Source organism: Aminithiophilus ramosus, assembly GCF_018069705.1.
GTDB classification, from domain to species: Bacteria; Synergistota; Synergistia; order Synergistales; family Aminithiophilaceae; genus Aminithiophilus; species Aminithiophilus ramosus.
This window is the reverse complement of sequence record NZ_CP072943.1, coordinates 1,128,867-1,146,100: the sequence shown is the minus strand read 5'-3', so window position 1 is coordinate 1,146,100 and position 17,234 is coordinate 1,128,867. Positions and strand designations below refer to the sequence as shown.

The window sequence follows — 17,234 nt, the reverse complement described above, 5'->3', positions numbered from 1 at the left end:
AAGACGTCGATTTCCGCTCGAGGTGAAAGGGTCGAGACAAAAAAGAGCCGAGGCGTGAAAGCCTCGGCTCCGGTCTTTTTTTGGCAGTCCCTAGGGGATTCGAACCCCTGTCGACGGGCTGAGAACCCGCTATCCTAGGCCACTGGACGAAGGGACCGCTCGGTGAGGAGAATTCTACGACACCGAGGGGGGTGTTGTAAAGAGGGATCGGGCAGATCGGAACGATTTCTCGAGGAGCCTGTCGGGCTTGACCTGACGATCGTTGATCGATGCCCTTTCGCGTTAACTGGAAGAAAGTCTTTTTTATCAAAGACAGGCGCTTCGCCCCATAGATCAGGCCAAATCAACCTTTTCCCGGAGAAGTCCGACAGATTTCTAGGCGGCCCGGCCTCCCTTGGAGGCGATGCGGTCCAGCATCTCCCTCGTCATGGTCTCCAGGTCGTAGCGGGGAGCGAAATCCCACTCTTTCCGGGCAGCGGAGCAGTCCAGGGAGTCGGGCCAGGACTCGGCGATGGCCTGCCTCAGGGGGTCGACGTCGTAGGCGATGGTGAAGCCGGGGATCACCTTGCCGATCGCCGAGGCGATGGCCTCGGGATCGACGCTCATCGCCGATATGTTGAAGGCGTTGCGGTGGACCAGTCGGGCCGGGTCGGCCTCCATGAGGCCGACGACGGCGTCGAGGGCGTCGGCCATGTACATCATGTCCATGAAGGTCCCGGGGGCGATGAAGCTGGTGTAGTTTCCCTTCCTGACGGCCTCGTAGTAGATGTGGACGGCGTAGTCCGTCGTCCCTCCTCCGGGCTGGGTCTCGTGGCTGATCAGCCCCGGAAAGCGGAGTCCTCGCGTGTCGACGCCGAATTTGAGGTGATAGTAGTCGCAGAGGAGTTCGAGGGCCACCTTTCCCACGCCGTAAATGGTCGTGGGACGCTGCAACGTCTCCTGAGGCGTCTCCTTTTTCGGCGTCGACGGGCCGAAGGCGGCGATGGAGCTGGGGAAGAAGAAGGCCGTACCCTCCTGCCGGGCCACTTCCAGGGCCGTTGCCGAACCGTTGACGTTGACGTCCCAGGCCAGAGCCACGTCTTTTTCTCCCCTGGCCGAGAGGAGCCCCGCCAGGTGAAGCACTGTGTCGGCCCGAAAGTGGCGGACCAGAGCGGAGAAGGCCTCGCCGTCACGGACGTCGAGGCAGGCGAAGGGACCTCCTTCGGCGAGGGGGCCCGAGGCGGGGCGGAGGTCGGTGGCGAGAACCCTCTCGGCGCCGTAGAGGCGGCGGAGATGGGGTACCAGCTCCGATCCGATCTGACCTCCCGATCCCGTTACGACGACGCGCTTCATCTTATGATCCCCAGCCTTCGCCCCACGGCGGCGAAGGTCTCGACGGCGAAACGCAGATCGTCGTCGGAATGGGCCGCCGAGATCATGGCCCGGATTCGGGCCGTTCCGCGGGGAACGGTGGGAAAGGCGATGGCCGTGGCGAAAAGGCCCGCCTCGAAGAGTTCGGCGCTGAATCGCTTGGCATCGGCGGCCTCGCCGATGATGAGGGGCGTTATGGGCGTCTCGCTCCGGCCCGTATCGAACCCCAACTCCTTGAGTTCGCCTTTAAGCCTGTTCCCGTTCTGCCAGAGGCGCCGAACAAGGCGATCGTCCTCCTCGAGAATGTCCAGGGCCGCCAGATTGGCCGCCACGTCGGGAAGGGTGAGGGCGCTGCTGAAGAGATTGGGCCGTGCCTTGTGGCGGAGGTAGTCGACCAGGGTGGCGCTTCCGGCGGCGACGCCGCCCATGACGCCGAAGGCCTTGGACAGGGTGCCGATCTCGACGTCGACCTGGCCGTGGAGATCGAAGTGATCGACGATGCCCCGTCCTCCCCGCCCCAGGACGCCCTCCCCGTGGGCGTCGTCGACGGCGGTCATGACGTCGAAGTCCCGGCAGAGACGGACGATCTCGGGAAGGCGGGCGATGTCGCCGTCCATGGAGAAGACGCCGTCGGTTATGAGCAGTTTGCGCCCTCGGGCCCCTCTCGTCTCCTCCAGCTTCCGCCTCAGATCGTCCATGTCGGAGTGCTCGTAGCGGATGACCCGGGCCTTGGAAAGGCGGCAGGCGTCGATGATGGAGGCGTGGTTGAGGGCGTCGCTGTAGATCAGGTCCTCCTCGCCGGGGACCAGGGTGGGGATGACGGCCAGGTTGGCGCAGAAGCCCGACTGGACCAGGATGGCCGCCTCGGCTCCCTTGAAAGAGGCCAGCCTTCTTTCCAGTTCGACGTGGGGCCTGAGCGTTCCGGCGATGGTCCGCACGGCACCGGGCCCCACCCCCCAGACGTCGACGTCGTCTTTCACCTTTTCCGCCAGACGGGGGTGGTTGCAGAGACCCAGATAGTTGTTGGAGCAGAGGTTCAACACGTTTCTTCCCTCGATGGAAACCCACGCTCCCTGGGGGCTATCGAGGGTCCGGATGGTTCCGTAAAGCCCCGCCTCTTTCATCGCCTCGATCTCCCGGGCCATAAAGGACATGGAATGGGTCACGTCCGATCCCTCCTCGTTGGGTTCGACCTTTCGACTCAGTATGGCGACGGAGAGGAAAGGCTGTCAATGGAGTATAATGGCGATGGATTTATTATATCTTTAAGGTGAAAAACTATAGTTTCTTCTGGGGAGGGATCATGCTGTGGACGAAGAGCTTACCCTTGAAAGTCTGGCTTCGCGCATGGCCGGTTCCAGCACGGCCCCCCACTTCATCGCCTCCGTTCTGCGGGAGGCCATCTACAGGGGCATCCTTCCCGAGGGAAGGCCCCTCCCTCAGGCGCAGCTGGCCCTTCGGCTGGGCGTGAGCCCCATCCCTCTCAGGGAGGCCCTTCGTCTTCTCGAAACGGAGGGGCTCGTCAGTTTTCAGGGCTACAGAGGAGCCAGGGTGACGGCCCTTTCCGTCGAGGAGGCTCAGGAGCTTTACGAGATGGTGGCGGCCTTGGAGGCGAATCTGCTGCGCATCGCCTTTCCCCGGATCACCTTGCGCATCGTCGGCGATGCGGCCCGGGTTCTGGACAGGATGGAGACGGAGCGGGATTGCATCGGCTGGCGCGACCTGAATCAGATGTTCCACAATCTCCTCTACGAACCGGCCGACCGCCCCCTGACGCTGGATGTCGTCGCCCGTCTGAGACAGAAGACGGACCGCAACATCCGCATCCATCTGGTCTCCATGCGCGACGAGTCTCAAAGACAGCATCGAGGGATCCTGGCTGCCGTGGAGGCCGGAGATCTGCCCGCTGCCCTCGAAGCGCTCGTCTCCCATCTCACCTATACCTCCAACGACCTTCAGTCCTACATGAGGCAGGAACAGGGGCCGAGGCGGCGACGCTGAGGGGGACGGGGCCATAGTGCCATAGACAGGGGGCCCTCCTGAGGGAGGGCCCCCTGTCTATGGCTTCGGCTTTTCGCTCTTTCCTCAACGCTGTCCCGCAAGGTTTTTCTCGATTTTTCGGGCCGTTTCGACGACGAGAAGGGCCAGCGACTCCGTTTTGTCCTCGAACTTGAAGCGGGGTCCCGACAGGATAAGGCCTGCCACCAACTCGCCGCCTGGGGAGAGGATGGGGGCGCCGATGGCCGTCCCTCCGGGGTTGATCTCCTCGATACTCACCGAATAGCCCCGGCTGCGGACGAGGGCCAGCTCCTCGCGGAGGCGGACGGAGTCGGTCAGCGTGTTGGACGTGAAGGGCCGGAGGCTTTGGGAGAGGATCCAGTCCCGAAACGTCTGGGGGCAGTAGGCCAGCAGGATCTTCCCCATGGCCCCGGCGTAGATGGGCAGCTCTCCTCCGACGGCAAAGGAAAATTTGATGGCCCTCGGTGACTCGACGATATGGATGCACCGGGCCACCTCCCCGTCGGCCAGGGCCAGTACCGTCGTCTCGCCCGCCCTGCCGACGAGGTCGCGCATGGGGCTGTCGCTCTGGCGGACAAGTTCCTGGCGGAGACGCCAGTCGTTGGCGAACAGGAGCATCCGTGTCCCTATGCGGTAGTGACGCGTCTCCCTGTCCTGGAGGACCCACCGCTCCCCCTCGAGCGAGGTCAGAATGCGGTGGACGGTGCTTTTGGGCATGGCGGTTCGGGCGGCTATTTCCTTCAGGTCAAGATCCTCCTCGGCGTGGAAGAGCGCTTCCAGAAGCCTGAGAACCTTCGTCGTCAGACCGACAGGCGTCGTCAAAGGCGTGCCTCCTTCCTGACGGCGCAGGGCCGTCCCCACCGTTTTTCGCTCCAAGAGCCTCAAAAGTCAATTGACAGCCTTCGTCGATCTGCTAAACTCGCGTAAATGGGAAAGGAATTCCGCTAAATGGGATAGAATGCAAAGCGGATGGCGATGCGCTCCTCTTCCGGGGAGCGCATCGAAAGTGACCTGTCTATCCTGGCCGGTTTCGGAGCCGATTCGGCCGGGGGAGGACGTATCTTGCCCGGACGTGCCCGACGGCGGTGTCTTTCGTCTCCAGTCGGGGCGGAAGGAGTCACTGTCTCCAGGAGTGGAGCGATGAGGATCACCTGGCGTGGGCGGCCCGGACCGTGGCCGACGTCGCTCGAAGTGGCGACGGGTGCTGAGGAGGGTGACCTCCCCAAGAGGAGAAAGGTGTGAAAGGCCGTTGAAGAGCAAGCGTTGGTACGAGAGGATTCCCAATCCCTACATTCTTCTTTTTCTCATCATCGTCATGGCCGGCATCATGACCTACATCGTTCCCGCAGGAGAGTTCGACAGGGCCGAAGTGGGAGGCCGCATGGGCGTCGTCGCCGGGACCTACCACCGAGTCGACCAGGCTCCCGTCGGCCTCTTCGACCTTTTTACGGCTTTGCCCATCGGCATGGTCAAGGCTGCCAGCATCATCTTCATCACCCTCATCTCCGGCGCCCTTTTCGGCCTCCTCAACGCCACGGGGGCCCTCGAAAACGCCGTGGGTCTCGCCGTGAGGCGCATCGGCGTCGACAAGGGGCCCCGGCTTGTCTGGCTCATGACCTTCGTCTTCGGTTTCCTGGGGGCCACGGTGGGTTTCGAGAACAACATCGCCCTCGTCCCCATCGCCATTCTCGTCGCCCTGGCCTTGGGCGGCGATCTCATGGTCGGAGCCGGCATGGCCGTGGCCGGCATCGGCGTCGGATTCGCCACGTCGCCCATCAATCCCTACACCGTCGGCGTGGGCCATGTCATCGCCAATCTGCCCATCTTCTCCGGCGCGCTTCTTCGGACCGGTTTCTGCCTGGCCAGCCTCGCCTTGGTGGCCGATCACACCTGCCGCTACCTGGCCAGGATCAAGAAGGACCGGTCGGCCAGCCTCGTCGCAGGTATCGACACGGAAGGGCTCTCTCTCAGGCGCCCCCTGGAGGAATATTCTCTCGACGGTAGGGACCGCCTCGTCCTGGCATCGTTCCTCCTGGGAATGGGGATCATCCTCTTCGGCGTCTTCCAATGGAAGTGGTACATCACGGAGATTTCGGCCGTCTTCATCATCATGGCCGTCGTCGCCGGTTACCTGGCGGGAATGACCTCCGACGCCATCATCGCCAAAATGGTCCGCGGGGCGGGCGACATCGCCGGAGGCGCCCTCATCATCGGAGTCGCCAGGGGCATTCAGGTCATTCTCGACGACGGACGCATCGGCGACACGATCGTCCAGGCCCTGGCATCCCCCCTGTCGGGGCTTCCCGTGACCCTTTCCGCCATCCTCATGACCGTCGTCCACAGCGTCATCAACTTCTTCATCCCCTCGGGAAGCGGGCAGGCCATGGCGACTCTTCCCATCATGATTCCCCTGAGCGATCTCATCGGCATGACGCGCCAGACGGCCATCCTGGCCTTTCAGGTCGGCGACGGTGTCATGAACCTTCTCGTGCCCACTCTGGGGGGCCTGCTTGCCATGATCGCCCTGGCTCGGGTGCCCTTCGACCGCTGGTTCCGCTTCGCCTTCCCTCTGGTCCTCAAGATCCTCGTCGTGAGCTGGGCTTTCCTGGCCCTGGCCGTGGCCGTCAACTGGGGGCCGGCCTGAAGATGACAGGAGACGCCGCCCTCTTCCCCGGAGTCTTCCTGGAGGAGGCCCGCGAGGGAGAGGCACAGCTGGTGGCCTGGCGCCGCCATCTCCATCGCCATCCCGAGCTGGCCTACGAGGAGAGGGAGACCAGCCTCTGGGTCGCGAAAAGGCTGGAGGAGATGGGAATCGCCGACATCCGCCTCGGCTGCGAGGGGTTCGAGACGGGTGTGGTGGCCGACATCGGCGGGAAGGGGCCTCTCGTGGCCCTGCGGGCCGACATGGACGCCCTTCCCGTGACGGAAGAGACGGGGCTGCCCTTTGCCTCCGAGGTGGCGGGACGGATGCATGCCTGCGGCCACGACGCCCACGTGGCGATCCTTCTGGGAGCGGCACGCATTCTGGCTTTGCGGGCTTCTTCCCTTTCTCATCGGGTCCGGCTGATCTTTCAGCCCTCGGAGGAGGCCGCCGTTCCGAGGCCCGGCGCCGAGGCGATGATCGCCTCTGGGGCCTTGAAGGACGTGGAGGCCATCTTCGGCCTTCACGTCTGGCAGCCTCTCGAAGCGGGGCTCATCGGCTGGTCCGACGGGGCTCTGATGGCCTCGTCGGACCGCTGGACCGTCACGATCGAGGGTCGAGGCGGCCACGGAGCCATGCCCCATGAGGCCGTCGATCCCACCGTCGCCGCCGGGTCCTTCCTCATGGCCCTTCAGACGGTCGTCAGCCGTCAGACCGACCCCCTTGAAAGCATCGTCGTCAGCGTGGGAAGCCTTCGCTCCGGCGAGGCCTTTAACGTCATTCCCGACAGGGTCGTCATCGAGGGGACGGCACGGACCCTTTCTCCCGAGCTGCGCGACGGCCTGCCGGAGCGCATCGAAAGGATTGCCGTCGGCACGGCCCGGGCCTTCCGATGCGGGGCTGTCCTCGACTATCGGCGCAACCTGCCTCCCGTCGTCAACGACGAGGCCATGGCCGGTTATGCCCGTTTCGTCGCGGAGACTCTTTTCGGCTCCCGCCGCCTGACTCGTCTCAGGCCGACCATGGCCGGGGAGGACTTCAGCTTCTACCTCGAAAAGGTGCCGGGAGCCTTCCTCCTGCTCGGGATGGGAGGCCGCGGCGGGGCCGACTGGCCCCATCACCATCCCCGTTTTCAGGTCGACGAGTCTGTCCTCGCCGAAGGGGCCGCCCTTCTGGCCTCTCTGGCCTGGCGTTTTCCCCGATCCTGAGACGATAGGTCCGCAAAAGGGCGCCGTCGCGGTCTTCACCGCGACGGCGCCCTTTTGCGGCGGGAGAGAAGGGCTCTCCTTCTTTCAGCGTTTTCGCACGGCGACGAGTCCGGCCTGACTCTCCCGAAGGCGGAAAGCCGAGACGCGCCGCCGGAGTTCTCCGCTGATGCGGGCCAGTCCCTCTCCGCCCAGGGCGACGCGCTCGGCGGCCTGGACGACTTCGGCCATCTGGTCCCGGACATTGCCGGCCATGGCGTTGGAGTCGTTGACCTTGTTCGCCATGTCCTGAATGGCCGAGGCGATCTCCTCGCTGGAGGAGGCCTGTCCCTGGCTCACGGTGGCCACGTCCTGCGTGGAGGCGGCGATCCGATCCAGCGTCTCGAGGATGAGTTCGATCTTTTCCACCACGTCGCGGCTCTGGTCCAGGACCTGGCGGGCTCCCTCCTGATTGCGCCCCGCCCCCTCCTTGACGGAGAAGAGGTCGGAGGCGATCGATCCGGCCAGGTCGGCGATGTTGCGCGCCGCCCCGTTGGACTCCTCGGCCAGCTTGCGCACCTCCTCGGCGACGACGGCGAAGCCCCGGCCGTGCTCGCCCGCCCGGGCCGCCTCGATGGCGGCGTTGAGGGCCAGCAGGTTCGTCTGGTCGGCGATGCCCGAGATGACGGCGACGATCTTCCCGATCTGGGCCGCCTTGTCGGCCAGCTCTGCTACGGCCCGGGCCGAGCCCTCGATTTCGACGGTCACGCCGTTGATGTTCGTCACCGTTCCCTTGACGGCTTCGAGCCCCCGCTCTCCGGCACGGCGCGCCTTTTCGACCTCCTCCGAAGTCTCCCCGCTTCTCGTGGCCGCCGTGGCGGCTCCGGAGGCCACCTCCTCGACGGAGGCGTTCAGCTCCTGGCCGATGGCGGCCAGGGCCTCCATGGCGCCTCCCACCGTCTCGACGCCCGATCGGGCCTCTTCGGCGCTGGCGTTGGTCTCCTGGGCCACGGCGGCGAAGGTCTCCGCCTCCGATCCCAGCTCGTGGGCCACGTCGGCCACGGCCGAGAAGGAATCGGAAAGGCTCGCAAGGGTTTTCTCCATGGCCGAAGAGAGGTTCCTGATCTCGGCGATGGAGCTTCGGGCCTCCAGCGGGCTGGCCAGGTCGCCCTCGGCCAGGGCCTCCATGCGGCGCTCGATGGCCGTGACGGGACCGGCGACGGCGTTGGCGAAGAAGAAGGAGACGACGACGACGAGGGCCAGAAGGGCCGAGACGACGAGGATGAGGGTGCGCAGGGCCCGGACGGGGGCAAGCAGCTCGGCTTCGGGCGTCGTCACCGCCGCCAGCCACCCCGTGGAGGGAACGGGGGCGTAGGTGGTCATCCTGTCCTCGCCGAGGAAGAAGTAGCCGACTCGGCCCGGCTTCCCCGAAAGGCCTTCCCTCATGGCCCGGGCCAGCTCGGGGGCGACCTTCTCTCCTTCTTCCGTGGCGTTGAGCCGTCCCAGGAGATCCCCGTTGGGGTGGGCCGTGACGACGCCGCGGCTGTCGAGGAGATAGCCGTAGCCCTTTTGGCCCCACGTGACGGACGCGACCTCTTCGGTAACGGCCTTCAGCGTCAGGGCGCCGACGACGAGGCCGACGGGATTTTCTCCGGGGCGCGCGATGGGCGAGGCGACGAAAATACTCATTTCTCCCGTCGTGCGGTCGGCGACGGGGTGGGAGACGACGGTCTCGTTTCGTTTGAAGGCCTCGATGAAGTACTCCCTGTCCTTGATGTTGACGCCGCCGACGTCGCGTACGGCCGAGTAGACCGATCCGTCGGGCTTGGCGATGAAGACGTCGTTGAAGCCGAAACGAGTGCGGATGGGAGCCAGAAGGGGCTTCTGGTCGGCCCAGTTCATGGAACGGAAGATCTCCGTCTCGGCGGGAATCTCGAGCACCATCGCGCTCTCCCGGAGATAGGCGTCGACTTCCTGGGCGAGGGCGACGGCCAAGGCGTCGCCCTCCTTCCAGGCGAGATCGAGCAGGGCCTTCTGGGAGCGATTGAGGGCGACGAAACCGACGAGGGTTATGGCGGAGAGGGCGACGGCGAGAAAGGTGACGATCAGTCTTCCACGCAACGAGTTCATGGCAGCACCTCCTGACGAAAGTGCCCCGCCCCTCCCGTGAAGGGGCGGAGAACAGAGGGAAAAGGTCTCCGCTGACCGAAGGGTTCGGCGGGGATCAGCCGTCGAGGGAGCTCTCCAGCCGCTCTCGCTCCCTTTCCGAGAGGACCCGGGCCAGATCGAGAAGGACGACGAGGCGATCGTCGATGGCGGCAACGCCGGTGATCTGGCTGGTGTCGACGGGGCTCTCCATGAAGGCAAGCTCATCGACGGGACGGATTTCGTCGTCGTCGACGCGGAGAATTTCGCTGACGCCGTCGACGACGATGCCGATCTGTTTCGTCCCCTGACGGACGATGATGACCTTGCGCTGAGCGTCATCCCTCTCCGGAGGGGCCAGAGCAAAGCGTGCCGCCAGATCGACGAGGGTCACCAGCTCTCCCCTGAGCTGGATAAGGCCCAGGACGAAAGAGGGGGCGCCGGGAAGGCTTCTGCATCCCGAGAAGCGGACGATCTCTCGGACGCCGGCGATATCGACGCCGAAATGTTCCTTGCCGAGGCTGAAAACGACGATCTGTCTTTCCGACATGATCTCACCTGAACCTTTCTGGCCGGAGCGGAGCCGGACGCGCTGACGTCGTTTCACGTGAAAAAACGAAAAGGAGTGTATTAAATTATGCGAATAAAAAGTTTGGTTTCAATTTCTGATAAAACAAAAGGTGTTTCGCCGAGGCTTCACGGAGACCACAGGGACGCAAAACCTGTCGATGGAGAAGTGAAGGGGCAAAATCACCATCTTGAGTACTATTCTAGAGATTCACTTCTGTTTCTTCAAGTGGTAAAACGGAAATATATCAAACCCTGAAAAATTGCGTTTCGGATAGCCGTCAGGCTCAGTTTGGATGCCTAAACATTTTTGTGGTAAAAACAACAGGAATTTAGGACACTCTGGTTGTCGCTCTGGCAGCGTGAGATTGGTCTGGAATGTTGCTGGAATGTCATTGAATTAAAAAACGTCAAAAATCTTCCTGCGGAATGGGGATTTTCATGGTCTGAGGGGAAAAGGGGGAGGCAAACGAAAAAGGAGCCGATCTCCCTGGAGAGGAGACTCGGCTCTTTCATGAAATTCTGGCAGTCCCTAGGGGATTCGAACCCCTGTCGACGGGCTGAGAACCCGCTATCCTAGGCCACTGGACGAAGGGACCGTTCTTGTCGCACTCTAGGTGCTTACCGGCGGGGAGAGCACACCGGACCGAAGCGCACCTTGTGGAGCGAAATGCATTATAACAGGCATGGACGGGTCGGGCAAGTCCGGATCGTGAGCCTGTCGTCCGGCAGGGAGGGCGTCACGATAGGAGCGGCGGAAAGAAGGCTCCTTTCAGGACCGTCGGCTCCTCGGCCGGGGAATGGGTTTTTTGACAAAAAAAGAACCGGATTCTCCCCCGACACGAGAGCTCATCCGATTCTCTTCATATGACGAACGCCGCGAAGGACCGCAACGATGGGAGTCTTGGCTGGGGAACGTGGATTCGAACCACGATTACCTGATCCAGAGTCAGGCGTGCTGCCGTTGCACCATTCCCCAACATGTCGGCAGAGGCGGTTCACTCTTCCGAAGCTGGCATGGGGCTGCGCCCCCACTGAGACGGAGGCAGTATATCGTGGATTGTCCCTCACGTCCATAGGCATCTGAGCCCGTAAAATTACCTAAAAGATGAGCCTTCAGACCTATGCGCTCTCGAGTTTCCAGCTTCAACGTTTGTCGCATTTTGTCATCCGGAGAGAATTTCCCGAAATCAGGCGATAGGCCTGGAGAACGATCCGGCGATGGCGCAATGGAAAGGGCTGACGACGATCGCGGAGGTAGCCGAGGCCGAGCCGGCACTACCGCGGATTTCACCGAGATCGGTGTCGCCTGGCCAGGCCCGAGAGGTGAAACCTGCGACACCGGACACGCAGGACTTTGCGTGACGATGCCACCGTCGTGGAAGACGCCGCCCCGTCCGTGACCGACGGGGGGCATCAACGGACAGTCGAGAAGGTCGTTTCGCGCATATTTAATTAAAATCGGCGGTCAGATGCTCGAGGTATCCCCTGTCTCAGGGATTCAACCTGAACGGGGCCCGCCGATCTTTTCCCTGTCCGGCGACGTAGGGAGAGCTCTCCGTCGCCGGCATTAAACACAAAGATCTTCATGGGGGAAAACGAGGGTCGGAGCGTCCGTCCTTTCGGATGCCGCAGGACAGGTGAGAGCGCGAAAAGGGATCCTGTCGGAATTTTTTCGAAAGGAGAAGCCTTGGTGTCCGAGAGAATCGCTCTTTAATAGAGGAAATGCAGGAAATCCGTCTTTCCCTTTGACTCTTTTTTTGCTATATAAGGGAATGAACGCATTCTTTTTCAATACCCTTTTCCGAGTCGCTATGAGATCGGTCTTATCTTTTTGGAGGTGTATGCATTGTTGAGAAAAAAGAGAGTCGTCCTCATTCTGCTGGCCCTGCCGCTGCTCTTGCTGTCCGCTCCTCAGGCTCAGGCGAAGATGAAGATCGCCGTCCTCGAGTTCCAGAACAACGCCACCGGCGGCTCGGCCGTCGACGATGCCGTCCGTCGCGGCATCACGGACATGCTGACGACGGAGCTGGTCCGGACGGGGGCCTTCTCCGTCTACGAACGAAGCCAGCTGGAAGGCCTCGCCCAGGAACAGCGTCTGGCCGTCTCAGGCCTCGTTGACGCCGGAACGGCTGTCTCTTTGGGACGCCTCGTCGGCGTTCAGTGCATCATCACCGGAGCCATCACGGAGTTCACCTCGACGACTTCGGGAGGAGCCATCCCTCTTCTCGGCGTCGGCGTCGGCATCGCCACGGGCCAGACGAAGGCCAAGGTCTCCCTCGATGTCCGCGTCATCGACGTCGAGACGGCCGAGGTCCGCACTTCCATCCGCGAGGCCGGACTGGCCGATCACTCCATGAGCGGAGCCTACCTGGGCGGCGTCGTCCTCGGCCAGGGTGAGAGCGGCGGCCTTCTCTCGGCCGCCACCTACGACTGCGTCCAGAAGATCTCCCAGCGGCTCATGCGCGACCTGAGTCCCGTGGCCTATAACGTCCTGGCCTCCTCCTCTTCCTCCGTAACCGTCGACGTGGGCAGCGCCAACGGCGTCCAGAAGGGGCAGATCTTCCGCGTCTATATCGAGACCAACCCCGTTATCGGCATCGACGGCAGTCTTATCGACGTCGAAAAGGAGACGGTGGCCCTCCTGAAGGCCGAAGAGGTCCAGGGACGCTACTCCAAGTGCTCCGTCGCCAAGGGCAAGGGAGGCGAGCTGCGCCGAGGCGACAAGATCGAGTTCTTCTTCGGCGACGTCGAGAAGGAGCCCCTGCGCAGCCGCTCCCTGGAGGAGCTGAGCCGGATCGGGACCGATGCGGCTCCGGCTGCCCCCTACCAGCCGGCACCTGTGCCCCAGACCGTGGCCGTCGAAAGCGCCCCGGCTCCTGAAAGCGCTCCGGCTCCGTCCCAGGTCCCCCTCACGGGAGGAACGGCCAACACCTCGGATCAGACCGACGTCGTCGACGGCTACCCCATAGACGGGGCCACGAAGAACGCCATCCTCATCTCCCACAAGGGAGGCTACTACAGCTACTCGAATAACCAGTTCTCTCAGGCCTACAAGGCCTTCGTCAACGCCTTCGAGGCCTACGAGGGGAACTACCTCGACGCCTACTGGGCCGCCCGCGCCGCTCACAAGCTGGGCCGGAAAAAGGACGCCACCCAGTGGCTCGACAAGGCCCTGAAGATCAATCCCGCCTATGAGCCGGCCCTGGAATACCGGGCCAAGTACAAACTTTAAGGGGGCCTGAACCGTGACCGCTGCCTATTCCCGGAGGCTTCTCGCCGGTCTGCTGCTGCTGTTCCTTTTCTCTCCTTCGGCGGCCCAGTCGGCCCTTCCCAAGAAGGGAACCGTCGCCCTCGTCCTCCACGAGGGATCGGCGAGTCTGGACGGATCGGGACAGACGCTGGGCACGGCGGAGGCGACGGTCCTGGAGATCCTCCTTCAAAACGGCTATTCCGTCGTCAACCCCAGGAGAATGGAGGAGATCCGCCGGAGCAAGGCCGCCCGCGCCGCCCTCGACGGCGACGTCGACGCCATCCTCAGGCTCGGCTCCCAGTACGGCGTCGGCTTTTTCGTCTCCGGCCGGGCCAAGCTCCCTCAGCCGCGCCAGAACGAGTTCGGCCTCTTCACGGCCACGGCCGATATCGCCGTCGAGGCCTACTCGACGGCGACGGGCAAGTATGTCTTTTCGGGCACGGCATCGGGAAAACAGCTCGGCTACAGCGCCGGAGAGGCACTGGAAAAGGCCCTGACCGAGGCCGCCCGGGCCATGGCGGCCTCCCTCGTCGGTGCCCCTCCCCAGGAGTCCGCAGCACTGTCCACCTCCGCGACGGTCCGCCTCACCCTCAACAAGGTGACCTCCTTCAATCAGATCAACGAAGTGCTCGAGACCTGCCGCCACTTGGCCGGAGTCACTTCCGCCAAGGCCACGGGCTATTCGGGCGGAGCGGGACAGATCGAGCTCGACTATCGCGGCGACATCCAGGAGCTGGGTTCTTCCCTGGCCAAGCGCCAGAACAACCTCGCCGTCCGTGTCGTCGGGCCAGGCCAGATCACAGCCGAGTTCCAATGAAAGGGGCGACGGCCACAGCTCCGTCGTTCGCCCGGTTCCTCCACGTCATGGTGTAGAATGGGTTCCGGAGAAGAGTCGGCCCTCGGGGTCGAAATCATAGAATCCTCTGGAGGTGGCTGTTTTATGAACGTGGAAGGTGCGGCCTATGGGGAGATGTTGCGCAAGCGTCCCCTGAACGTGCAGGCCGCTTACGGCGGCGAGCCCGTTGGCTTGGTGAGCGGTCGCGACGTCTTCGGCGCCGCCAAGAGGGTCGGAGCGATCATGCTGGCTGCCAACGCCCGCAACCCTCTGACGATCAAGGGCGTCCTTCGGGCGGCGAAAAAACTCGACGCCGCCGTCGTTCTCGAATTGGCCAAGTCGGAGTCGACCTACTGCGCCAGCACCTACGAGAACATGGTCGAGTATGCCGTCCGCTATTCGGCCGAACTGGGCCACGGCGTGATCTTCGCCCTTCACATGGATCACTACGCCGTGAAGTCCGATGAGGATCTTCTCAGGGCGATCTCCCAGATCCGCATGGCCATGGAGAAGGGGTGGACGTCGGTGGCCATCGACGCCTCTCACAGTCCAGACTGGGAGAATCTCTGTTTCACCCGTGACGTGGCCATGCATGTTCCCCCCTACATCGGTCTCGAAGTCGAGGTGGGAGAGATCAAGGGGGCCGGCGAGGTTTCGACGCCCGAGGAGGCCCTTTTCTTCGTCGGAGGTCTCAACGCCTGGGGCGTCTTCCCCGACCTTCTGGCCATCTCCAACGGCTCGCTTCACGGCACCTACGATCCCTCGATGGGGCAGGTCGAGGGGATCGATCTGGAGGCGACGAAGGCCATCGCCGAGGCCATCGCCCCCTACGGCGTCTCCATCGCCCAGCACGGCATTTCGGGAACGCCTCTGGACAAGTGCGGGCGCTTCTCCCACTACGGCATCAACAAGGGAAACGTGGCGACGCTCTTTCAGAACGTCCTCTTCGGCCTCAAGATGGATCCCGAGACGGGCAACGCCCTCACTGAAGGGGGAAGCTACGTCAAGGAGGCCGACAGGGGGGTTCCCGCCGAACTCTGGGAGCGCATTGTCGCCTGGGCCGACGGAAAGGGTTACTCCCGCAAGAGCGGCGACTACAAGAAGGCCAACAGGCCCTTCGGCGACGAGATCCTGGCCCTGCCCCGACCCGTTCAGGACCGGATCGTCGACGAGACGCAGGCCTGGGCCGAGCGTTTCATCAGGGCCTTCAGGGCCGAGGGGACGGCCGATGCCGTCCTGGAGCTGATGTCCGCCCGGCGCGACCACAACTGCGCGCCGGAGCGCACGATTCTCCGCTCTCGCTCCGAGTTTTCCCCGGAGACGGCTCCAGACAGCCGCCGGGGCGACGGCAACGATTATTCCGACTAGGCAGGACCGTTTCCGGTAGTCCCTCTTCCGGAGGGATTATCGCCCGGGGAGGGCAGAGCCCTCCCCGCTTTTCGTGCCCTCGTGGTACTATGATTATTTGATGGGAGGTGATGCCTTGGCTAAATCAAAGACAAGAAGGCGTCGAAGCGGCAAGAGCGCTTCCGGTGCCGCCGATCTGCGCGTCATTCCTTTGGGGGGACTGGGGCAGATAGGCAAGAACTGCACGGTATTCGAGTACGGAGACGATCTGGTGATGGTCGACTGTGGACTCATGTTTCCCGAAGAGGACATGTTGGGCATCGATTACGTCATCCCCGACGTGAGTTATGTCGAAGAGCGCAGGGAGAATCTCCGGGCCATCGTGGTCACCCATGGCCACGAGGACCACATCGGGGCCCTTCCCTTCGTCCTTCCCCGTCTCGACGTCCCCGTTTATGCCACGAAACTGACTCTGGGCATGATCCGCAACAAGCTCAAGGAGGCGGCCCCCGCCTACGAGCCCCGCTTTCACGAGATCCGCGCCGGCGATGTCGTCGAGCTTGGCGCCTTCAGCTTCGAGTTCATCGCCGTCTGTCACTCCATTCCCGACGGCGTCGGCTATGCCCTCCACACGCCGCTCGGGACGGTGGTCCACACGGGAGATTTCAAGCTCGATCCCACGCCCATCGACGGCCGGGTCACCGATTACGGCACCTTCGCCGAGCTGGGGCGAAGGGGTGTCCTGCTTCTCATGTCGGACTCGACGAACGTCGAGCGTTCCGGCTTTACCGCCTCGGAGCGCCTCGTGGGACGGACCTTGGAGGAACTTTTCCGCCTTCACCGTAACAGACGCATCGTCTTGGCCACCTTCGCCAGCAACCTTCACCGGGCCCAGCAGGTCTTCGACGTGGCGGCCCGTTTCAACCGCAAGGTCGTTCTCATGGGGCGGAGCATGATCAACAACGTCGCCCTGGCACGGGAGCTGGGCTACGTCAGCGTCGACGAGAGCCTTTTGATCGCCCCCCAGGACGTGGACAAGATCCCCCACAATCGCCTCGTGGTCCTCACGACGGGGAGTCAGGGAGAGCCCTTCTCGGGCCTCGTTCTCATGAGCAAGGGGGAGCACCATCACATCAAGCTCTCCGAAAAGGATGTCGTCGTCGTCAGCGCCACGCCTATTCCGGGCAACGAGAAGCTCGTGAGCCATACCGTCAACCGTCTCTTCGCCTGCGGCTGCGACGTCGTCTACGAGAGGGAGAGGCAGATTCACGTCTCGGGCCATGCGGCGCAGGAGGAGCTGAAGATGATGCTCTCCATCGTCAGGCCCCGCTACTTCGTCCCCGTTCACGGCGAATACCGTCACCTGGTGCGCCACAATCAGCTGGCCCAGGACACGGGAGTGCCGGCCCGGAACACCTTTCTCCTCCTCAACGGCGATGTCCTCCAGATCAGCGCCGATAAGGCCCAGATCAAAGGGAACGTCCCCTTCGGCAGCATCCTCGTCGACGGCCGGGTCATGGGCGAGCTGGAGGGGAGCGTCATGCAGGAGCGACGCGATCTCTCCGAAGAGGGGATTCTCACCGTCTCCGTCGTCCTCTCCACCGACGGAGTGCTTCTCCGTCCCGTCGTTACCGAGAGTCGAGGCTTCCTCCATGTCGATATGGCCGAGGAGCTCCATCGAGAGGTCCGCGAGACGGTGATGAAACTCGTCGAGACGGCTGCCCGCAAGGGTTCCATCGACGAGGAGGATCTGGCCCAGAAGATCAGAGGTCGCGTCAAGGACCTGGTCCGCCGCCACACGCGCAGCTACCCGGTAATCATGCCGTTGATTTCCCTCGTGGAGGTCTAGCCCTCCGAAAGATTTCAAGGTCGGGAGTGACGATTTGTGTCGAC

12 protein-coding genes and 3 tRNA genes are annotated in these 17,234 nt (G+C 63.2%); 7 read left to right on the top strand and 8 right to left on the bottom strand.

The annotated features are described in order from the left end of the window. Positions 1-81 precede the first annotated feature (81 nt). The 3 genes from KAR29_RS05235 to KAR29_RS05225 form a co-directional block, all read right to left on the bottom strand. A tRNA-Glu gene (locus KAR29_RS05235) sits at positions 82-157 on the bottom strand. 218 nt (positions 158-375) lie between these two features. Further along, positions 376-1,332: an NAD-dependent epimerase/dehydratase family protein gene (locus KAR29_RS05230; RefSeq protein WP_274374565.1), complete on the bottom strand. Its 957-nt coding sequence runs from the start codon at positions 1,330-1,332 to the stop codon at positions 376-378. Then, positions 1,329-2,504, bottom strand: a complete 1,176-nt coding sequence (locus KAR29_RS05225) for a glycine C-acetyltransferase (protein WP_274374917.1) — start codon at positions 2,502-2,504, stop codon at positions 1,329-1,331. Before KAR29_RS05225 ends, KAR29_RS05230 begins: the two co-directional genes overlap by 4 nt. 154 nt (positions 2,505-2,658) lie before the next feature. Here KAR29_RS05225 and KAR29_RS05220 point away from each other — a divergent pair, with 154 nt between their 5' ends. Beyond that, positions 2,659-3,351 carry a GntR family transcriptional regulator gene (locus KAR29_RS05220; RefSeq protein WP_274374564.1) on the top strand — a complete coding sequence of 231 codons (693 nt, stop codon included), beginning with the start codon at positions 2,659-2,661 and terminating at the stop codon, positions 3,349-3,351. Positions 3,352-3,435: 84 nt separating this feature from the next. Here the strand turns inward: KAR29_RS05220 and KAR29_RS05215 are convergent, their stop codons facing one another. Beyond that, on the bottom strand, positions 3,436-4,191 hold the full coding sequence (locus tag KAR29_RS05215) for an IclR family transcriptional regulator (protein WP_274374563.1): 756 nt from the start codon (positions 4,189-4,191) through the stop codon (positions 3,436-3,438). A 427-nt stretch (positions 4,192-4,618) separates the two neighbouring features. Between KAR29_RS05215 and KAR29_RS05210 the strand changes: the two genes are divergently transcribed. Together KAR29_RS05210 and KAR29_RS05205 are read left to right on the top strand one after the other, a co-directional pair. Beyond that, positions 4,619-6,013 carry a YfcC family protein gene (locus KAR29_RS05210; RefSeq protein ID WP_274374562.1) on the top strand — a complete coding sequence of 465 codons (1,395 nt, stop codon included), beginning with the start codon at positions 4,619-4,621 and terminating at the stop codon, positions 6,011-6,013. A gap of 2 nt (positions 6,014-6,015) precedes the next feature. Continuing rightward, the gene (locus tag KAR29_RS05205; RefSeq protein ID WP_274374561.1) at positions 6,016-7,218 is read left to right on the top strand and encodes a M20 metallopeptidase family protein; all 1,203 of its coding nucleotides are present in this window, start codon (positions 6,016-6,018) and stop codon (positions 7,216-7,218) included. 84 nt (positions 7,219-7,302) lie between these two features. Here KAR29_RS05205 and KAR29_RS05200 read toward each other — a convergent pair whose 3' ends face one another. The 4 genes from KAR29_RS05200 to KAR29_RS05185 all read right to left on the bottom strand — a co-directional run bounded on the left by KAR29_RS05200 (position 7,303) and on the right by KAR29_RS05185 (position 10,885). Beyond that, complete coding sequence (locus KAR29_RS05200) at positions 7,303-9,324, bottom strand: methyl-accepting chemotaxis protein (RefSeq protein ID WP_274374560.1); 2,022 nt, start codon at positions 9,322-9,324, stop codon at positions 7,303-7,305. A gap of 94 nt (positions 9,325-9,418) precedes the next feature. Next, on the bottom strand, positions 9,419-9,946 hold the full coding sequence (locus KAR29_RS05195; protein WP_274374559.1) for a chemotaxis protein CheW: 528 nt from the start codon (positions 9,944-9,946) through the stop codon (positions 9,419-9,421). A 483-nt stretch (positions 9,947-10,429) separates the two neighbouring features. Next, positions 10,430-10,505, bottom strand: a tRNA-Glu gene (locus tag KAR29_RS05190). 306 nt (positions 10,506-10,811) lie between these two features. Continuing rightward, positions 10,812-10,885, bottom strand: a tRNA-Gln gene (locus tag KAR29_RS05185). An 873-nt stretch (positions 10,886-11,758) separates the two neighbouring features. Between KAR29_RS05185 and KAR29_RS05180 the strand changes: the two genes are divergently transcribed. The 4 genes from KAR29_RS05180 to KAR29_RS05165 all read left to right on the top strand — a co-directional run bounded on the left by KAR29_RS05180 (position 11,759) and on the right by KAR29_RS05165 (position 17,190). Next, on the top strand, positions 11,759-13,141 hold the full coding sequence (locus KAR29_RS05180) for a CsgG/HfaB family protein (protein WP_274374558.1): 1,383 nt from the start codon (positions 11,759-11,761) through the stop codon (positions 13,139-13,141). A 13-nt stretch (positions 13,142-13,154) separates the two neighbouring features. Then, positions 13,155-13,976, top strand: coding sequence for a hypothetical protein (locus KAR29_RS05175; RefSeq protein ID WP_274374557.1), 822 nt, complete (start codon positions 13,155-13,157; stop codon positions 13,974-13,976). A 123-nt stretch (positions 13,977-14,099) separates the two neighbouring features. Further along, positions 14,100-15,362: a class II fructose-bisphosphate aldolase gene (locus tag KAR29_RS05170; protein ID WP_274374556.1), complete on the top strand. Its 1,263-nt coding sequence runs from the start codon at positions 14,100-14,102 to the stop codon at positions 15,360-15,362. Positions 15,363-15,477: 115 nt separating this feature from the next. Next, entirely contained in the window at positions 15,478-17,190 is a 1,713-nt protein-coding gene (locus KAR29_RS05165; RefSeq protein ID WP_311135618.1) for a ribonuclease J, read from the top strand. Positions 17,191-17,234: the final 44 nt, after the last annotated feature.

What these genes read in the sequence shown, in the direction of transcription:
- KAR29_RS05230 (WP_274374565.1), bottom strand. Translation starts at nt 1,332, where the DNA reads ATGAAGCGCGTCGTCGTAACGGGATCGGGAGGTCAGATCGGATCGGAG.
- KAR29_RS05225 (WP_274374917.1), bottom strand. Translation starts at nt 2,504, where the DNA reads ATGTCCTTTATGGCCCGGGAGATCGAGGCGATGAAAGAGGCGGGGCTT.
- KAR29_RS05205 (WP_274374561.1), top strand. Translation starts at nt 6,016, where the DNA reads ATGACAGGAGACGCCGCCCTCTTCCCCGGAGTCTTCCTGGAGGAGGCC.
- KAR29_RS05200 (WP_274374560.1), bottom strand. Translation starts at nt 9,324, where the DNA reads ATGAACTCGTTGCGTGGAAGACTGATCGTCACCTTTCTCGCCGTCGCC.
- KAR29_RS05170 (WP_274374556.1), top strand. Translation starts at nt 14,100, where the DNA reads ATGAACGTGGAAGGTGCGGCCTATGGGGAGATGTTGCGCAAGCGTCCC.